Origin of the sequence: Streptomyces sp. NPDC091279 (assembly GCF_044757465.1) — a bacterium.
GTDB lineage: Bacteria > Actinomycetota > Actinomycetes > Streptomycetales > Streptomycetaceae > Streptomyces.
The window spans coordinates 263,934-280,579 of sequence record NZ_JBIVVA010000001.1; the positions used below are offsets into that span (position 1 = coordinate 263,934).

The following is a 16,646-nucleotide window of genomic DNA, read 5'->3' on the forward strand; positions in this document are numbered from 1 at the left end:
TTTCTCGAAGGCGTTCGGCTGTCAATGAGGCCGGGTTTCCAGAAAGTTACGTTTGCTGCGTGCGTCCTTGAATCCTTGACATAAATTCCGGCACCCAAATACTTTCTGGGGGAAGTACCACTCGTCGAGAACGGGTGTCCATCCCGCGAGACGGCGACCGCCGTCCGGTCGCCGGACTCCCCCTGCCCCAGCGCTACTTCCTCTTCTGATCCGGCCTCCCCGGAGCCCCGGTCCGACCCTTGCCGCCCCCCACCCACCGCAAGGAGCGTTGATGATCCTCACCGGAAGCGAGATCGCGCGGGAACGCACGAACCGACGCATCACCATCGAGCCGTTCACCCCCGAGCAGGTGAACCCGAACAGCTACAACTTCCGGCTCGGCAGCCGCCTTCGGATCTACTCCGAGATGCCGCTCGACCCGCGCCGGGAGAACGCCTGCGTCGACATCGAGATGACCGCCGAGGGCTATGTCCTGGAGCCGGGCCGGCTCTACCTCGCCCACACCCAGGAGGTGCTGGGCAGCCGCCACTACGCGCCGACCTTCGCCGCGCGTTCCTCCGTGGCCCGGCTCGGGCTGTTCATCAACCTCTCCGCCAGCCTCGGCGACATCGGCTACGAGGGGCAGTGGACGCTCCAGCTCTACACGATGAACCGGGTCCGGGTGTACCCGGGCATGACCATCGGTCAGATGATGTGGTGGTGCCCCCAGGGCGAGATCGAACTCTACGACGGCAAGTACCAGGGCGCCGTCGGCCCCCGCTCCAGCGACATCCACAAGGACTTCGACCGCCAGCTGTCCCGGCAGCGCCTGCCCGGCCTGGGCACCGACGCGGACCCGGCGGAGGTCGGCCACAAGTTCGCCGCCCTCGCCGACGTCTCCCGGGAGTTCCGGGTACCGACCGCCTTCGCCGTGCCCGCCGGGGAGTTCACCCGCGCCCTCACCCCGGCCGGCCGCTGTGCGCTCGGCGCCCTGTTCGAGGAGATGCGGGCCACCGTCGGCGCCTTCTTCACCGAGGTCACGGCCGGGATCGAGGCGGCGGTGGCGGACCTGGCCGTGCCCCCCGACCTGCGCGACCTGCTCACCGCCCGGCTGGCCGACGTGTTCGGCGACCTCGGGGAGGGCGAGTTCGCGGTCCGCTCCTCCGGGCTCGCCGAGGACAGCGCGGGCAGCAGCCTGGCCGGCATCCACCGCAGCGTGCTCGGGGTGCGCGGTGCGGACGGTGTCATCGCGGCCGTCGAGGAGTGCTGGCGTGCCTACTACGCGGGCTCGGCGGTCGCCGCCCGGGTCAGGGCCGGGGACTTCGACCCGGAGCCCCGGCTCGCGGTGATCGTCCAGCGGCTGGTCCGGCCCACCCTGGCCGGGGTGGCGTTCACCGGCCTCGACAGCGCCTCGGACGCCGTGGAGATCGAGTACACCGAAGGGCTCGCCGAGGAACTGGTCGCGGGCGTGGCGGTGCCCCGGCGCGCCTCGGCCCGGCCCGGAGCCGACCCGGACGAACCGGTCCTGCGGGAGGTCGCCGACGTCTGCCGCCGGTTACGCGAGCGGCGCGGCTGCGAGGTCGACGTCGAGTGGGCCGCCGACGCCGACGGACTGCACCTCGTGCAGGTGCGCCCGGTGACCGCCCACCGCTCGGCGGGACCGTCCGGTGCCGGACCCGCCGGGATCTGGTCCGGCAGGCTCTACTTCGAGGACCCGCCCGCCGGAGCACACCTCGGTGACGTCGCCGACGTGTACGCCGGATACACCGCCAAACGGGGCCCCGCGCACCGGCTCGCCGAGGAGCTGGGCCTCGCGGTCGGCGCGGGCTGGCTGATCGGCTTCACCACCGGCGACCTGGCCGCCCCCGAGGGCCGGGCCCGGATACGGGACCTGCTGGCGACCGGCGCCGGCACCGAATGCGTCCTGGACTTCGGGGCCACCCTGCGCCAGATCGTCGTCCCCAAGGACCAGGTGCCGGACCGGCTGGCGGAGATCACCCGGGGCGCGGCCGCCCCGGACCGGCACCAGGCCGTGGTCGTACGGGACTTCATCCGCGGTGACCTCGGTCTGATCACCCGCAGGACCGGCACCGACCTGCTGGTCGAATACACCCCCGACGGGCTGCTCGCCCTCAACCGGGGTACGGCGGGGGCCCGTTCGTTCGTCTGGAACGCCGATGCCACAGACGGCACCGACAGCGCCGACGGTGCGATTCCGCCCGGTCTCGCCCCGCATCTGGAACGGATGGCGGCCTTCACCGGCCGGATGCACGAGCGGTACGGGGACGCCACCGTGGAGTGGGTGTTCGCCGACGGCGTGCCCTACTTCGTGGACTACTCGCTGCTCGCCGGGGACCAGCTGTCCGGCGAGCGCGGCACGCTGGTCTCCGCCGGTTCGGCCCGCGGCCCCCTGCTGACGCTGGCCGACGACGACCTGCTCAGCCGGCTCTCGGTGGGGCCCGCGGTGAGCGTCGACCGCAGCAAGGACGTCGTCGAACACACCGAGATCACGCGGCTGTTGGAGAAGATCCGGGCCATGCCCGCGCCGCCGGTCGTCCGGGTCGGCCGCCCCTACGCGGTGCTCTCGGTCCTGATCGGCGCGGTCGCGGGCTTCGTCTTCGACGAGGGCTCGGTCCTGTGCCACCTCGCCATCCTGCTGCGCGAGGCCAAGGTCCCCGCCCTGATCGCGACCGACCTGGGCGCGTTCGTGGACGGCGGCGAGGCCGTCATCAGCGGCGGTTCCATCACCGTCGCCGGAAGGAGCGTCACGGATGAGCACTGAACAGGCAGGCGCCTGGGTCGTCCTCGGCGGCGTCCACCTCATCAACGGCACCCGGCCCCGGGCGGCCGACGATCCGCTGGTCCTGGTGCGGGTCGCCCCGCACCAGGAGGCGGGCCCCGGCACCACCGTCGTCGTGCGCTGGGCGGACCTCGGCCCCTGCGAGGCGGTGGCCCGCACCGCCGACGGACGTCTCCTCGGCCGGGTCCGGGTCGCGGGCGAGCAGCTCTTCGAGGACGGCTTCGCCGGACCCGCGCTGCGGCCCCTGGTGGGCTCGGCGGGCTCCGCCCTGGTGCCGCTGTGCTACCTCGCCGAGCAGCCCGGCGGCGGCTACCACGCCTACGCCCAGATCCGCGCCCACCTGGACGACGCCTGCTTCGTGCGCAGCACGGCCGAGCCCGTCGGCCACGGCGAGGTCGACGAACTCCACTGGCTGGAGGGCGCTCTGACGACCCATCAGCAGTTCGTGCTGCCGCTCGGCAACCACCACCTCTACTTCCGCAACCACTTCAAGGGCACCGAGCTGGAGTACAAGTACACCCTCGACCCCGCCCCGGACATCTGGGAGGCGGGCCAGGAGGTGCTGCGGGCCCTGCGCGCCGGTGAACTGCCCGGCTGTCGCCCGGAGTACCGCGAGGACTTCCAGATCTGGTACTACGACAACCACCTCTTCGACGTCCTCGGCCCCGAACCCGCGCGCGGCTACGCCTCGTTCATCCCCTCCACCGACGGCAAGAACATCCTCAAGCGCAAGTGGTTCGCCGAGGACTCCTTCGCCCGCCGGGAGGAACTCACCCACGGCGTCGACGTCGCCCCCGACGGCTACGCCGACCACCTCACCCGCGAACTCGGCCTGACCGTCCGGGCCATGCCGCCCTTCCGGCGGGTCCGCTACGACGTCCAGTGCGAGTCGCTGCGCACCGGGCACATCTACGGCATCTTCTTCGACCACTGCCAACTCCTCGACGCACCCGACGTGGTGCTGTCCCAGTGCGAGATCGAGTACCTCCGCTCCCGGGGCCTCCTGGACCCCGAGGAGGGTGAGGTGGTCGCGGAGATGGACCGCGTCGACGCCTGGGTGCGCGGCCTCCTCGCCGACCGGGGCTGGGCCAAGGAACGCACCTTCTACTCCAAGCGGAGCTTCCTGCGCGACGTGGTCGCCGCCCGGCCCGAGCTGGAGCCCGGCCGGTGACGGTGTACTGGCTGGTCTGGGACGCCGCCGCGCACTGGATCGTGGAGCGGCTGGTCGCGGAGGGCGCCCTGCCCCACACCGCCCGATTACGGGCCGCCGGGATCAGCGCCGCGGCCCGCCCACCGGCACCCAACTGCCAGACCCCGCCCTCGCTCGCCACCCTGTTCACCGGCGTCTGGCCGGAACGGCACGGCATCACCGGCTTCCGCGTTCCCGGCACCGGCGGCCCGGTCGAGGAGTCGGCGGTGGCCTTCGCACCGGGGCGCTGCGCCGCGCCGACCGTGTGGCGGACGGCCGCCGAGGCCGGGCTGCGGACGGCCGCCGTGCACGTCCCCTGGACGATCGGCGCCGACGGACAGGCCGAGCCCGGACTCGACGTGGCGGTGGACGCCTACGGCGACCGCATCGACCGGCAGGCCCCGCTGCCCCTCGACGGCGGCCCGCAGCACTTCACCGTCGGCCCCCACCCGCTCGACGTGACCCCACGGGGCGAGCGGGTCCGGGTCCGCAGCGGCAGCCGGTCCGTGACCCTGGGCGAACAGGACGCCGACTGGCGGCAGTTGAGGCTGGGCGGCGACAGCGGGATCTGGCTGCGCGTGGTCCGGTCGGGCGGGCGACGGCTCCTGCTGCGGACCGGCGCCTGGCGCCCACGCGTGGTCGGCCGGGACCGGGCGCTGACCGGCGCGGTCGCCGGGACGCTCCCCGTGTTCGCCGGGGAGGGCATCGGCCCCACCTACCGGACCGGAGCCCTCGGACCCCGGCTCGTGGACGGCGGCGACGGCTCGGCGGAAGACCTCTTCGTCTCCTCCGTGGGATGCGTGCAGCGCTCGTTCGAGACACCCGCGCGTGCGGTGCTGCGGCACCACACCGCCGACCTGGTCGTGATGTACCTGCCCACCACCGACGACCTCGGCCACGAACTGATCGGCTGGTGCGACCCGAAGAGCGCGGCCCACCGCCCCGACGTCGCCGACCAGGTCTGGCGCCGCGTCAGGGCCGTCTACGGCTGGGCCGACCGGCTGCTCGGAGCGGTGCTCGACCGGGCCGGGGAGCAGGACTCCGTGCTGCTCGGCGCCGACCACGGCATCGCCGGCACGGCCTGGACGGTGCACCCCAACGAGGCGCTGATCGCGGCCGGACTCGCGGCCCGCACCCCCGACGGGAACCTCGACCCCGGCCGGTCCCCGGTGCTCTACCACCCGGCGGACAACGGCTCGCTGTGGGTCAACCACCAGGACCTGCCCGGCGGCCTGGTCCCCCGCTCCACCGCCGGGGCGCTCCTGGACCGGGCCGAAGCCGCCCTGCGCGCCCTGACCGCACCGGGCGGCAGCCGCCCCGTGACGGCCGGGTTCGCCCCCTCGCCCGGCGGCGATCCGAGCGTGGTCCGGCATGTGCTGTTCGACCCCGACTTCCTGCCCACCGCGCGGCTCAGACCCGACCGCGCGGCCGTCGCGCCCTCCCCCAAACCCGGCGCGCACATCACCAACAACGGCGACCCCCGACTGCACGCGGTGTTCGCCGCCCGCGGTCCCGGCCTGTCGCCCGGCGTCGACCTCGGCGTCGTCGACAACACCGTCCCGGCCCAACTCGCCCTGCGCCAGCTCGGGTTGGGCCAGGACGGCCGTCCCCGTCCAGCACTCCCCGACCCCTCTGCGAGGCCTGTGTGCACCGCTACCTGAACTTCCTCGACACCACCCTGCACCTCGACATCGACCCCGAGGCGGAGAAGGCCTTCGAGCCGGTGGCCCGGTTCTTCCGCCACACCCTCGCCGACGCCCCGGCCAACGAACCCACCTTCCACCTCACCTTCGTCCCCTACGACCCCGCCGACCAGCCTCCCACCGGCCGCCCCGCCGTGATCCGGCAGAGCACCGCCCCCGAGTTCACCTTCCACGCCCTGCTCTCCCGGCACGGCGACCGCCGCGTCTACGCCAACGACAGCACCCGCCTCGACGTCCCCGTCGACACCACGAAGGACCGGCGCTTCGAGGCCGGCATCACCGACGCCTCCATGTGCCAACTGATCGACTTCCTGCGGGACCTGATCATCCGCACCGAGGAGACCCGCGGCACCGTCGTCCTGCACGCCTCCGGCGTCCAGCGGGACGGCCGCGCCTACGCCATCGCCGGGGTCAAGGGCGCGGGCAAGACCACCACCCTGGTCTCGGTGCTGAGCCGGCCCGGCTGGCGCTACTTCACCGGCGACAAGCTGTTCTGCCGGATCGGCGAGGACGGCGGCATCATCGCCACCCCCTGGCGCGACTACCCCTACGTCGGCGCCGGGACGCTGCGCGAACACCCCGCCCTGGTCGACTGGGTACGCGTCAACGCCGGCCTCGACGCGGCCGAACTCCCGGACCGCACCAAGCTGTTGCTCGACGCGGACGCCTTCGAGGCCTGGCTCGGCTCGGAGTTCAGCCCCGAGCCGCTGCGCCTCGCCGGCATCCTGCTCCCCGAGGTCCGCCCCGGCGAGCCGTTCGCCGTCGAGCGGGTGGTGGAGGAACCGGCCCGCTGGATGGAGCTGAACCGCATCGTGGACCGCTCCATCGACACCACCTTCTTCGGCTGGCAGCACTACCTCGTACCGGACTACGCCGCCTTCTACGCCACCCTGTCCGCGATGCGCCCGCACCTCGCCGACCTCGCGATCCTCCGCCTCACCGGCACCCTCGACGTCGACCTCGACGCGGCCCTGACGGACGGCTCATGAGCGCCCCCCAGCTGCGGATCGCGGTGATCGGACACTCCGGCAGCGGCAAGTCCACCTGCGCCGGGGTCCTGCGCGAGCACGCGGCCGAACACGGGCTCAGCTTCGCCCGCATCCCGCTGGCCCGGCCGCTGTACGAACTCCAGGACCGCGTCTACGCCACCGCGGGCGCCCCGCTGCGCCCCGGCGCCCAGGACCAGGTCCTGATGGAGGACCTGGCCGGACACCTGCGCCGCCTCAACCCCCGTGCCCTCGCCGACGACTTCGCGGCCCGGCTGGCCCGCTGCCCGGCCGACCTCGTCGTCAACGACGACCTGCGCGACCCCCTCGTCGACGCACCCGCCCTGCGCGCCCTGGGCTTCTCGATCATCCGGATCACCTGCGACGAACGGCTGCGCGGGACCCGGCTCGCCGCGCGGTCCGACCTCACCCGCGCCGACGCCTCGACCCGCGACCTCGACCTGATCACCCCCGACATCGTCCTCGACAACAGCGCGGACCTGGCCGCCTACCGGTCGGCGATCCACGCCACCGTCCTGTCCCTGCGAGGGAGTCGCACACCGTGATCCTCACCGGACCGGAGATCGCCCGGGCGGTGGCCGAGGGCGAGATCCACATCGACGACTTCGACCCCGCCCGCCTCGAACCCAACTCCTACGGCTTCCGCCTCGCCCCCCGGCTCCTGTCGTACGACCGGGGAACCCTGGACAGCCGACGCGCCCCCGACTGCACCGGCATCACCATGGACGCGGCCGGTCACGTCCTGGAACCCGGCCGCTTCTACCTCGGCTCCACCATGGAGGTCATGGGCAGCCCGCACTACGCGGCCACCCTCTACGCCTGCCGCTCGGTGTCCACCCTCGGCGTGTGGATTCAGTTCTCCGCCCCGCTCGGACACAGCGGCGCGCTCTTCCCCTGGACGCTGGAGATCACCGTCGCCAACCCGGTCCGGCTCTATCCCGGGATGTGCATCGGCAAGCTCGCCTTCTGGGCCATGCGCGGCGAACCCCTCCTCTACGACGGCAAGTACACCGGCTCGACCGCCGCCGTCGCCTCCCGGCTCAGCGAGGACCTCACCGCCGTTCCCCCCACCAAAGGCAACTGACATGGCCACCGGAACCGGCGCCCCCGAGCGCCTCATCACCACCGCCGAACTGCGCGAACTATCCCGGCGCAGGCCCGCCCGCGCCGCCCTCGCCATCGCCCGCCAGTGGACGGTCATCCTCGCCGCCGCCGCGGGCGCGGTGTACACGGACCGCTGGTACGGCTATCTGCTCGCCATCGTCGTCATCGCCACCCGCCAGCACGCGCTCGCGGTCCTCATGCACGACGGCGCGCACCGGCTGCTGTGCGACGACCGCCGGGTCAACGACTGGGCCAGCGACCTCCTGCTGGCCTTCCCGCTGTTCATCAGCACCACCCTGTACCGCCGCCACCACCTGGACCACCACCGCTATCTCAACACCGACCGCGACCCCGACTACGACCCGACCGCGATCGAGAACACCACCCGCGACTGGATACGGCTCTACGCGGCGGACGCCGTCGCGCTGAACATCGTCAAGACCGTCGGCACCCTCGACCAGTTCTCGCTGCTGCCGGTGGTGCGCGGGGACCGCACCGTGGCGCGGGCGATGGGCCGGGCCCGGTGCGCGCTCTTCCTCGGCGGACTCACGGTCCTCGCGGCGCTCCTGATCGTCACCGGATGGTGGTGGGCGTACCTGCTGCTGTGGATCGTGCCGATGATCACCGCCCTCAGCATGATCCTCCGCCTCCGCGACATGGCCGAACACGTCGGCTGCGACCAGGACGCCGGGCTCGGCGGCACCCGGTCGGTGCTCGCCGGGGCCGTGGAACGCGCCCTGTTCTCCCCGTGCCGCATCAACTACCACCTCGCGCACCACCTCTATCCCAGCGTCCCCTGCTACAACCTGGCCGACCTGCACCGCCGGCTCATGGACAACCAGGTCGTCCGGGACCGCGCCCGGATCTCGCGCTCCTACCTCTTCGGCCCCGACAGCGTCCTGCGGCACGTCGCCGAGGCCCGCGCCCTGCGCTACGCCACCCTCACACCGAACGGGGAGACCGATGGCCCTGACGCCTGAGACCCGCCTCAGCAACGCCGACGCCTTCCTCGCCTCGCGCGCACTGACCCCCGAGGGCCTGGAGCGCCTGCTGAGCGGCCGGACCGGCGCCGCCCGCCACTTCCTGCTCACCAGCTCCCCGGTGCACGGGCTCGCCAACGCCACCAGCGACGTCGACTTCATCCGCGTCCAGTCCGAGCCGATGACCGGCGCCCGGATGGCGACCCAGCTCTTCGAGGGCGCCAACCACCTCGAATCCGTCTCCTTCGCCGAGGACGAGGTCCACGCGGCCCTCGCCGACCTGCGGACCCTGGCCGACGCCGACCCCCGCCAAGCCGTGCTCGGGTACCGCGGTTGGGACAAGCAGCACGAGCTGCGCCGCAAATACCTGGAACGGATGGTCAACGGCGTCGCCCTGGACCGGACCCTGCCCTACCTCGACCACCTGCCCGAACTGGCCCGGCTGTGGAAGCGGTCCTCCCTGCACACCGCCACCGAACAGGTGCTGTTCCTGTCGCTGGCCGAGGCGGCCGGTGAACGGCGCGGACGCGTCGGGTACGCCGTCAACGCGCTGCTGTACCTGATGGACGCGATGCTCTCGCACCACCTCGACGTCTACTCCAACCGCAAGTGGTTCCTGCTGCGCTGGACCCGCTTCCGGAAGGGGCACGGGGACGCGCCGGGCGTGGCCGCCGTGGACGCGCTGCGCACCCCCGTCTCCGAGGCCCTCGCCGGCAAGGACACCGGGCCGCTGGCCCCCGCCCTGACCGCGCTGCTCACCGAGGTGCACGCCGTCGCCGGAGAGGGCCACCCGCCGACCCTGACCGTCGAGCCCGTCGGCGACCTGGTCCGGCGCCGGTTCCTGCCCGGCGCCGACCTGCTGCTGGGGGCCAGCACCGCCTTCCTTGGCCCGGACCCGCTGCCCACCGGCGCGATCCCCCTCACCGGCCCGCCGGACGGCGCCGGTGACCCCGCCGATCTGCTGCGCGCCGCCCGAGCCGGTGCCGTGACGCTGCTCCCGGCCTGACCGCCCGCCGTACCCACCCGCTGAAGGAGCCTGATGGAACTCACCCTCTACCCCGGCGTGCGGGCCGGCCGCGGCCTGCCCCCCGAGGCCGCCGTCCGGGCCTGGGCCACCGTCGCCTGGCTGATGTCCGTCGACGGCCGCGCCTACGTCGAGGACCTGGACGGCGGAGTGGACCAGCCGCAGCTGCGCCAGATCGTCAAACTCCGCCTCCTGGAGCTGCTGTCCGAGATGGACACCCGGCTGACCGGAGCCGAACCCGCCGGGGAGGGCCACCAGTTGGCCCTGGCCCTGGAGTACGGCCTGCACGAGGTCTGCCACGCCTCCGGCGCCGAACTGGCCCAACTCTTCGCCCTGGACGAGGAGTTCGGCGGGGAGGAGGCCGACGAGAGCGGGGTGCGCGCGCTGTGGGAGGGACTGTGCGAGGCCTTCCCCGGCACGATCCCCGACCCGCTGGTGGCCAGCGGCCAGAGCGAGGTGCTGCGGGCCCTGCGCGACTGGTCCAAGCTGTGCACCGCCGCCGGGACCGACGCCGCGTTCCTCGAACCCTTCCTCAAGGACGCCTGAGATGGGGTTCGTCGAACGCTACGGCGCCGCCTTCGGCCGCTCCAAGGCCATGCTGCTGCGGATGTCCGGGCTGCTCGCCGCCGAACAGGAGGCCGAGGGCGCCTGGATCAGCGACACCGAGGGGCGCCGCTGGCTGGACTTCGGCTCCTTCGGCGTCCACCTCGCCGGGCACCGGCATCCCCGGATCACCGCGGCCGCCCGCGACCAGCTGGGGCGGATGGGGCTCTCCGGGAAGATCCTGGGCAACGCCGAGGCGACCCGGTGCGCCGAGGCGCTGATCGGGGTCGCGCCACCGGGCCTCGACCAGGTCGCCTTCGCCAACACCGGCGCGGAGGCGGTGGAGATGGCGATGAAGATGGCCGCCCTGTCCACCGGGCGCGCCGAGTTCGCCGCCCTGCGCGGCTCCTACCACGGCAAGACGGCGGGCGCCCTGCACCTGTCCGACACCTACGCGGTGCGCTCCCCGGTACCGCTCGCGGCGCCCGTCCACTTCCTCGACCCCGGCGACCTCGACCGGGCCCGCCGGGTGCTGGCCCGGGGAACGGTCGCGGCGCTCTTCGCCGAACCGGTGCGGGGCGAGGGCGGGGTGCTGCCGGTCGAGCAGGCCCACCTTGCCGCCCTGCGGGAGATCTGCCGGGAGACCGGCACCCTGTTCGTGCTCGACGAGATCCAGACCGGGCTGGGCCGCTGCGGCCGGATCTGGCGCTCGGCCTTGGCCGTCCCGCCGGACCTGCTGCTGGTCGGCAAGGTCCTGGGCGGCGGCCTGCTCCCGGTGGCCGCGGTCGTGCACTCCGGCACCCGGCTCGGCGGCGCGGCCGGTGATCCGGTGGTGCTGGCGTCCTCCTTCGCGGGCGGCGCCCTGGCCGGCCGGGTCGGCGCCGAAGTGGTCGACCTGGTCCGCCAGGACACCTTCCTCGACGACGTGACCCGGCTCGGCGCGGCCGCCCGCCAACGGCTCGACGACGCCCTCGGCGCCGACCCGAGAATCCGCGAGGTGCGCGGCGAGGGACTGATGATCGGGGTGGAGACCGCCTCCCCGGGCATCGCGGGACAGATCGTGCTGGAGGCCGCCAAGCAGGGCGTCCTGGTCAGCTTCTGCCTCAGCGCCCCGCAGGTCCTGCGGATCTATCCGCCCGCCGTGATCGGCCGGGGCGACCTCGACCGGGGGCTCGACACGATCGCCGCCGCCCTCGCCGCCGTTCCCGAGCTGCCCGTGCCGGCGACCACCTGACCCACCCCCACCCAGCGAAAGAGGCGACACCGTGCCCGTAGTCCGTACCGAGGTCGAGATCGAGGATGCCCCGCTGAAGCACGTGTGGACCGTACTGTGCGATTTCGAGGCACACGCGGGCTACATGGACGACGTCCTCGGCATCCGCTTCCTGGAGCGCGGCGAGGACACCGCGCTCAGCTCCTGGCGGGTCCTGCTCAATGGCAGCGAGCTGACCTGGGACGAACGGGATGTCTTCACCCCGATGCGCCGGATCGACTTCGACCAGACCGACGGCGACCTGGAGGTCTTCCGCGGATTCTGGGAACTCCAGGAGATCCCGGGCGGGGTCCGGGTGGTCCTGGAGATCGAGTTCGACATCGGCATCCCCTCGCTGGCCGAGGTCCTGGACCCGATCGGGATACAGGCCATCGAGTCCAACTCCCGCAGCATGCTCGCCGCCATCCGCGACCGCAGGCCGTCGCCGGTGTCCTCGTGAGCGCCGCCCGGCTGCTGGTCACCGGCGTCGGCGGGGCCGTCGGCAGCGGCCTCGCCGACGCGCTGGCGGCGGCCCCGCCGTGGGCCGAGGTGGTCGGCGTCTTCAGTGGCCAACGCTCCCGGGACGCCTTCCTCGCCCGCGCGAGCCAGCCGGTGCGGGCCCGGGTCCGCACCGTCGTCCGCGACCTCACCGACGGCCCCGCCACCCTCGCGCTCGCCCGTGAACTCGGCCCGGCCGCAACGACGACGGTCGTCCACGCGGCGGCCGACGTGAGCTGGACCTCGTCCCTGCAAGCCGCCCGGCGCGGCAACGTCGAGGTCACCCGGAACGTCGCCGAACTGGCCCGCGCGCTCGGCGGCGGCACCCGGTTCGTCTACGTCTCCTCCGCGTACACCGCCGTCGAGGGGTGGGAGTACCGCAACACCTACGAGGCCACCAAGGCGGAGGCCGAACGTCTGCTGCGGTCCGACTACGCCGACCTGCGCCCGGTGGTGTTCTCGTGCAGCCTCGTCGTCGGACACAGCCGCACCGGCGCCATCAGCCGGTTCCACGGCATCTATCCGCTGCTCGGCCTGATCGACCGGCACGAGCCGCCGTTGCTGCCGGGCGGCCGCGACCGCCGGATCGACATCGTCCCCGTCGACTGGGTCGCCGCCGAACTGGCCGCCCTGCTGCGCCGGGTGGCAGGCGGCGACGCGGTGACCGACGTCGTGGCGTCCTCGGGGCCGGCCGCGCCCCGCCTCGCCGACCTGCTCGCCGGGTCCGTGGCCGCCCTCAACCGGGCCCGGGCGGCGGCCGACCGGGCGCCCGTGCCGGAGCTGACCCTGGTGCCGTTCCGGCGCTGGGACTTTCTGCGCCGTTCCCTCGACGCCTGGCAGGTGCGGGGGGTTGCGATGCCGCCCCGGGCGTTCCTGGACCGGCTGATCGGCGTGTACCGGCCCTACTTCGAGGACGACCGGGTTCTGCCGCCGACCGGCACGGTACGGGCCTGCCCGCCCTGGACGGAGTTCCTCGACCCCGCCGTCGGCTACTGGTTCGCCCGGCAGCCCGCCCGCCCCGGGACGCTGCTGCCCACCGGAGGCACCGGATGACCCCGGCCACCGGCACCGGCGTCGCACCACCGGCACGTCCCCGGGACGCGGCCGGTGTCCGGCCCGCGCTCCCGTCGCCCGTGGCCGGGCCGTCCGCCCGCGCCGCCGTCCACCGGGGGTCCGTCGCCCCGTCGTCCACCGCTCTGTCCGGCCGGCGTGCGCTGCGGCGGGGCACGGCGTTCCCGAGTACCGAACCCTCCGGAGGAGACCGCTGATGACGGACCACGACACTCCCGTGCCGGACCAGGACACCCCGCCCGCCCCGGGCCGCGCGACCGGCGTCAGGACCGGGAAGGCGTTCAGGACCGCCCGGTCCGCGACGATCCACGGCGGTTACGAATGGCGCCTCGGGATCACCCCGCCGGTCGTCACCCCCATCTTCCAGACCGCCGCCTTCGAACTGCCCAGCGCGGCGGCGGCCGCCGGGATCTTCGACCTCCAGCAGGACGGCCACGCCTACACCCGCCTCAACAACCCGACCTGCGACGTCCTTGAGGAACGCATGGCCGCCGTGGACGGTGCCGCGGCCGGGCTCGCCGTCGCCTCCGGGCAGGCCGCCATCGCCCTGGCGCTGCTCAACCTCTGTCAGGCGGGCGACAACATCGTCAGCTCCGACGAGCTGTACGGCGGCACCTGGAACCTGCTGGCCAACACCTTCGCCCGGTTCGGCATCGAGGTGCGGTTCGTCAGCCCCGAGGACCCCAAGAACTTCACGGCGGCCAGCGACGAGCACACCCGCTGCTTCTTCGGCGAGACCCTGCCCAACCCGAGGCTGCGGATCTTCCCCGTCGAGGAGGTGGCCGCCCTCGCCGAGGCGACGGGGGTGCCGCTGGTCCTCGACAACACCATGCTGCCCTACGTCTGCCGGCCGCTGGAGCACGGCGCCCACCTCGTCGTCTACTCGGCGACCAAGTACATCGGCGGCCACGGCTCCACCCTCGGCGGACTGATCCTGGACTCCGGCCGCTTCGACTGGGACGCGCACGCCGACCGCCACCCCCTGCTCACCACCCCGGACGCGGCCCACGGCGGCGTCGTATGGACCCGTACCGGACGCGACCTGGACAGCCCGCTCGGCCGAAGTCCCTATCTCCTCAAGGCCCGTGAGACCCTGCTGCGCGATCTGGGGCCCTGCCTCAGCCCGTTCAACGCGTGGCTGCTGCTCCAAGGGCTGGAGACCCTGCCGTTGCGGATGCGCGCCCACGGCGAGAACGCCCGGCGGGTCGCGGACCACCTCCAGAACCATCCCCGGGTCGCGTCCGTGCGCTACCCCGGGCTCGCCACCGGCGACGAGGCCCGGCTCACCGAGCGGTATCTCGGCGACAACGGCGGCCCGCTGGTGCAGTTCGAACTCACCGGCGGCCGGGCGGCCGGGTGCCGTTTCATCGAGGCGCTGCGGCTCGTCTCCCACGTCACCAACATCGGAGACGTCCGCTCCCTCGCCACCCACCCCGCCTCCACCACGCACGCGCAGCTCCCCGAGGCCGAGCAGCTGGCCGCCGGGGTCACCCAGGGCTCGATCCGGCTGGCCGTGGGCGTCGAGGACATCGACGACCTGCTCGCCGATCTCGAAGGGGCACTCGGCGCATCATGAACCGTCCGCTCGTCGCACTCGCCTGCTCCACCGAGACCTGGGACGGGGTACCGCACGCCGCGGTCCGCCACGCGTACATCGCCGCGCTGGAACAGGTCGCCGGCTGCGCGGTGGCGCTGCTGCCGGGCCCGGGTGCCCCGGCGGCGGACACCCTGTGCCGGTTCGACGGCCTGGTCCTCGGCGGCCACGAGAGCAACGTCGCCCCGCACCACTACGCCGGGCCGCCCGGCCGGGGCCCCTTCGACCCCGACCGCGACACCCTCGCCCTCGCGGCGATACCGGCCGCCGTCGCCGCCGGGGTGCCCCTGCTCGGGATCTGCCGGGGGCTCCAGGAGATGAACGTGGCCTACGGCGGGACGCTGCGCGACCTCGGGCCCGCCGCGCCGCACCGGGAGGATCTCGCCCTGCCCAGGGACCAGCAGTATCTGCCGGCCCACGAGATCCGCGTCGGGCGCGGCGGCACCCTGCACGGGCTGCTCGGCGCCGACCGGGCACGCGTCAACTCCCTGCACGGACAGGCCGTCGACCGCCTCGCCCCCGGGTTACGGCCCGAGGCCGTCGCCCCCGACGGCGTGCTGGAGGCCCTGTCGGTGGAGCGGGCGGAGGCCTTCGCGCTCGGCGTGCAGTGGCACCCCGAGTGGTACGCGGCCACCGACCCCCTCTCCCGCCGGATCTTCGAGGCGTTCGGCGCCGCAGCGGCCCGCCGGGCACGGGGGCGGGCGGGCGCGCGGGACGTCCTGACGACCGGCGGAGGCCACCGATGAGCGCGATCCCCGCCCCGGTCAGCCGCCATCTGCGCACCGCCACCCTCTTCCCGCCCCAGCGCCCGCTGCGCCTGGAGTCGGGCGCCACCCTCTCCCATGTCCGGGTCGGCTACGAGGAGTTCGGCCGCCCCGACCCCCGGCGGCCGAACACGGTGTTCGTCTGCCACGCCCTCACCGGCACCTCGCACGCCGCCCGGCACGGCCCCGACGACCTGCCCGGCTGGTGGGAGGAGATGGTCGGCCCAGGGCGCCCGATCGACACCGACCGGCTGCACGTCGTCTGCGCCAACGTCCTCGGCGGCTGCGCCGGCACCACGGGCCCCTGGAGCCCGGGACCGACGGGCCGGGCCCTGGCCGCGGACTTCCCCGAGGTGACGGTCGGCGACATGGTCACGGTCCACCGGCGCCTGCTGCGCCACCTGGGCAGCACCGGGCTGTACGCGGTGGTGGGAGGGTCCCTCGGCGGCATGCAGGCCCTGGAGTGGCTGCTGCGCCACCCCGGTGACGCCCGGCGGTTCCTGCTCATCGCCACCGGGGCCCGGCTGTCCGCCGACGCGCTCGCCGCCCACGCCGCGGGCCGCGCCGCCATCCGCGCCGACCCCGGCTTCGCGGCCGGCCGCTACGCCGAACTCCCCGGCGCCCCCGGGCCCGTCGACGGTCTCGGCGTCGCCCGGATGATCGCGCACCTGACCTACATGTCGCGCACCTCGCTGGAGACCAAGTTCGGCCGCCGCCACCAGCCCCTGCCGACGCCGGGGGGCGCGGCCCACGGTCCGTACGCCGTGGAGCGCTACCTCGAACACCAGGCCCGCACCTTCGTGACCCGCTTCGACGCCAACAGCTATCTGCGGCTCACGGCCGCCATGGACGGCTACGACGCCTTCGCCCGTCCCACGCCGGTGACCGGACCGCCACCGGCGGTGCAGGTCTTCAGCTTCGCGTCGGACCGGCTCTTCGCGGCGGCGGACACCGAGCACCTGACGACGCGTCTGTCGGCACTCGGCTTCCCCCTCACGCACCACCGTGACGCCTCGTCCGAGGCCGGGCACGACGCCTTCCTGCTCCGCGTCCCGGGCTATCTGGACGCCGTCGCGGACGCTCTCGCCGCCCACGACCACCCCCGGCTCGTCCGCCAGCCCTGACCCGCAGGACCCGC

Annotated in this window: 15 protein-coding genes; all 15 read left to right on the top strand. The window is 73.7% G+C overall.

What is annotated here, in order from left to right; genetic code table 11:
* Window positions 1-271: 271 nt before the first annotated feature.
* The 15 genes from ACIQOU_RS01055 to ACIQOU_RS01125 all read left to right on the top strand — a co-directional run bounded on the left by ACIQOU_RS01055 (window position 272) and on the right by ACIQOU_RS01125 (window position 16,632).
* The gene (locus ACIQOU_RS01055; RefSeq protein WP_401532776.1) at window positions 272-2,761 is read left to right on the top strand and encodes a dCTP deaminase domain-containing protein; all 2,490 of its coding nucleotides are present in this window, start codon (window positions 272-274) and stop codon (window positions 2,759-2,761) included.
* Window positions 2,751-3,950, top strand: a complete 1,200-nt coding sequence (locus ACIQOU_RS01060) for a hypothetical protein (protein WP_401532778.1) — start codon at window positions 2,751-2,753, stop codon at window positions 3,948-3,950. Before ACIQOU_RS01055 ends, ACIQOU_RS01060 begins: the two co-directional genes overlap by 11 nt.
* A complete protein-coding gene (locus ACIQOU_RS01065; RefSeq protein ID WP_401532779.1) occupies window positions 3,947-5,629 on the top strand; it encodes an alkaline phosphatase family protein in 1,683 nt (560 codons plus the stop codon). The genes ACIQOU_RS01060 and ACIQOU_RS01065 overlap by 4 nt, the downstream gene beginning before the upstream one ends.
* Window positions 5,614-6,660, top strand: coding sequence for a hypothetical protein (locus ACIQOU_RS01070; protein ID WP_401532780.1), 1,047 nt, complete (start codon window positions 5,614-5,616; stop codon window positions 6,658-6,660). The genes ACIQOU_RS01065 and ACIQOU_RS01070 overlap by 16 nt, the downstream gene beginning before the upstream one ends.
* A complete protein-coding gene (locus tag ACIQOU_RS01075; RefSeq protein WP_401532781.1) occupies window positions 6,657-7,223 on the top strand; it encodes a hypothetical protein in 567 nt (188 codons plus the stop codon). The genes ACIQOU_RS01070 and ACIQOU_RS01075 overlap by 4 nt, the downstream gene beginning before the upstream one ends.
* The gene (locus ACIQOU_RS01080) at window positions 7,220-7,762 is read left to right on the top strand and encodes a dCTP deaminase domain-containing protein (RefSeq protein WP_401532783.1); all 543 of its coding nucleotides are present in this window, start codon (window positions 7,220-7,222) and stop codon (window positions 7,760-7,762) included. Before ACIQOU_RS01075 ends, ACIQOU_RS01080 begins: the two co-directional genes overlap by 4 nt.
* 1 nt (window position 7,763) lies before the next feature.
* Window positions 7,764-8,762 carry a fatty acid desaturase family protein gene (locus ACIQOU_RS01085; protein ID WP_401532785.1) on the top strand — a complete coding sequence of 333 codons (999 nt, stop codon included), beginning with the start codon at window positions 7,764-7,766 and terminating at the stop codon, window positions 8,760-8,762.
* Window positions 8,746-9,768, top strand: a complete 1,023-nt coding sequence (locus tag ACIQOU_RS01090; RefSeq protein WP_401532787.1) for a DUF6001 family protein — start codon at window positions 8,746-8,748, stop codon at window positions 9,766-9,768. Before ACIQOU_RS01085 ends, ACIQOU_RS01090 begins: the two co-directional genes overlap by 17 nt.
* A gap of 33 nt (window positions 9,769-9,801) precedes the next feature.
* A complete protein-coding gene (locus ACIQOU_RS01095) occupies window positions 9,802-10,332 on the top strand; it encodes a DUF6031 family protein (RefSeq protein ID WP_401532788.1) in 531 nt (176 codons plus the stop codon).
* A 1-nt stretch (window position 10,333) separates the two neighbouring features.
* Window positions 10,334-11,563 carry an aspartate aminotransferase family protein gene (locus tag ACIQOU_RS01100; protein ID WP_401532790.1) on the top strand — a complete coding sequence of 410 codons (1,230 nt, stop codon included), beginning with the start codon at window positions 10,334-10,336 and terminating at the stop codon, window positions 11,561-11,563.
* Window positions 11,564-11,594: 31 nt separating this feature from the next.
* Window positions 11,595-12,041 carry a type II toxin-antitoxin system RatA family toxin gene (locus ACIQOU_RS01105; protein ID WP_401532792.1) on the top strand — a complete coding sequence of 149 codons (447 nt, stop codon included), beginning with the start codon at window positions 11,595-11,597 and terminating at the stop codon, window positions 12,039-12,041.
* Window positions 12,038-13,132, top strand: coding sequence for an SDR family oxidoreductase (locus ACIQOU_RS01110; protein WP_401532794.1), 1,095 nt, complete (start codon window positions 12,038-12,040; stop codon window positions 13,130-13,132). Before ACIQOU_RS01105 ends, ACIQOU_RS01110 begins: the two co-directional genes overlap by 4 nt.
* Window positions 13,133-13,346: 214 nt before the next feature.
* On the top strand, window positions 13,347-14,726 hold the full coding sequence (locus tag ACIQOU_RS01115) for an O-acetylhomoserine aminocarboxypropyltransferase/cysteine synthase family protein (protein WP_401532796.1): 1,380 nt from the start codon (window positions 13,347-13,349) through the stop codon (window positions 14,724-14,726).
* Complete coding sequence (locus ACIQOU_RS01120; RefSeq protein WP_401532797.1) at window positions 14,723-15,490, top strand: gamma-glutamyl-gamma-aminobutyrate hydrolase family protein; 768 nt, start codon at window positions 14,723-14,725, stop codon at window positions 15,488-15,490. The genes ACIQOU_RS01115 and ACIQOU_RS01120 overlap by 4 nt, the downstream gene beginning before the upstream one ends.
* Window positions 15,487-16,632: a homoserine O-acetyltransferase gene (locus ACIQOU_RS01125; protein WP_401532799.1), complete on the top strand. Its 1,146-nt coding sequence runs from the start codon at window positions 15,487-15,489 to the stop codon at window positions 16,630-16,632. The genes ACIQOU_RS01120 and ACIQOU_RS01125 overlap by 4 nt, the downstream gene beginning before the upstream one ends.
* Window positions 16,633-16,646: the final 14 nt, after the last annotated feature.

Bases quoted from the DNA above. Each gene is read 5' to 3' on its own strand.
- ACIQOU_RS01055 (WP_401532776.1), top strand. From the start codon at position 272: ATGATCCTCACCGGAAGCGAGATCGCGCGGGAACGCACGAACCGACGC.
- ACIQOU_RS01060 (WP_401532778.1), top strand. From the start codon at position 2,751: ATGAGCACTGAACAGGCAGGCGCCTGGGTCGTCCTCGGCGGCGTCCAC.
- ACIQOU_RS01075 (WP_401532781.1), top strand. From the start codon at position 6,657: ATGAGCGCCCCCCAGCTGCGGATCGCGGTGATCGGACACTCCGGCAGC.
- ACIQOU_RS01085 (WP_401532785.1), top strand. From the start codon at position 7,764: ATGGCCACCGGAACCGGCGCCCCCGAGCGCCTCATCACCACCGCCGAA.
- ACIQOU_RS01090 (WP_401532787.1), top strand. From the start codon at position 8,746: ATGGCCCTGACGCCTGAGACCCGCCTCAGCAACGCCGACGCCTTCCTC.
- ACIQOU_RS01095 (WP_401532788.1), top strand. From the start codon at position 9,802: ATGGAACTCACCCTCTACCCCGGCGTGCGGGCCGGCCGCGGCCTGCCC.
- ACIQOU_RS01100 (WP_401532790.1), top strand. From the start codon at position 10,334: ATGGGGTTCGTCGAACGCTACGGCGCCGCCTTCGGCCGCTCCAAGGCC.
- ACIQOU_RS01115 (WP_401532796.1), top strand. From the start codon at position 13,347: ATGACGGACCACGACACTCCCGTGCCGGACCAGGACACCCCGCCCGCC.
- ACIQOU_RS01120 (WP_401532797.1), top strand. From the start codon at position 14,723: ATGAACCGTCCGCTCGTCGCACTCGCCTGCTCCACCGAGACCTGGGAC.
- ACIQOU_RS01125 (WP_401532799.1), top strand. From the start codon at position 15,487: ATGAGCGCGATCCCCGCCCCGGTCAGCCGCCATCTGCGCACCGCCACC.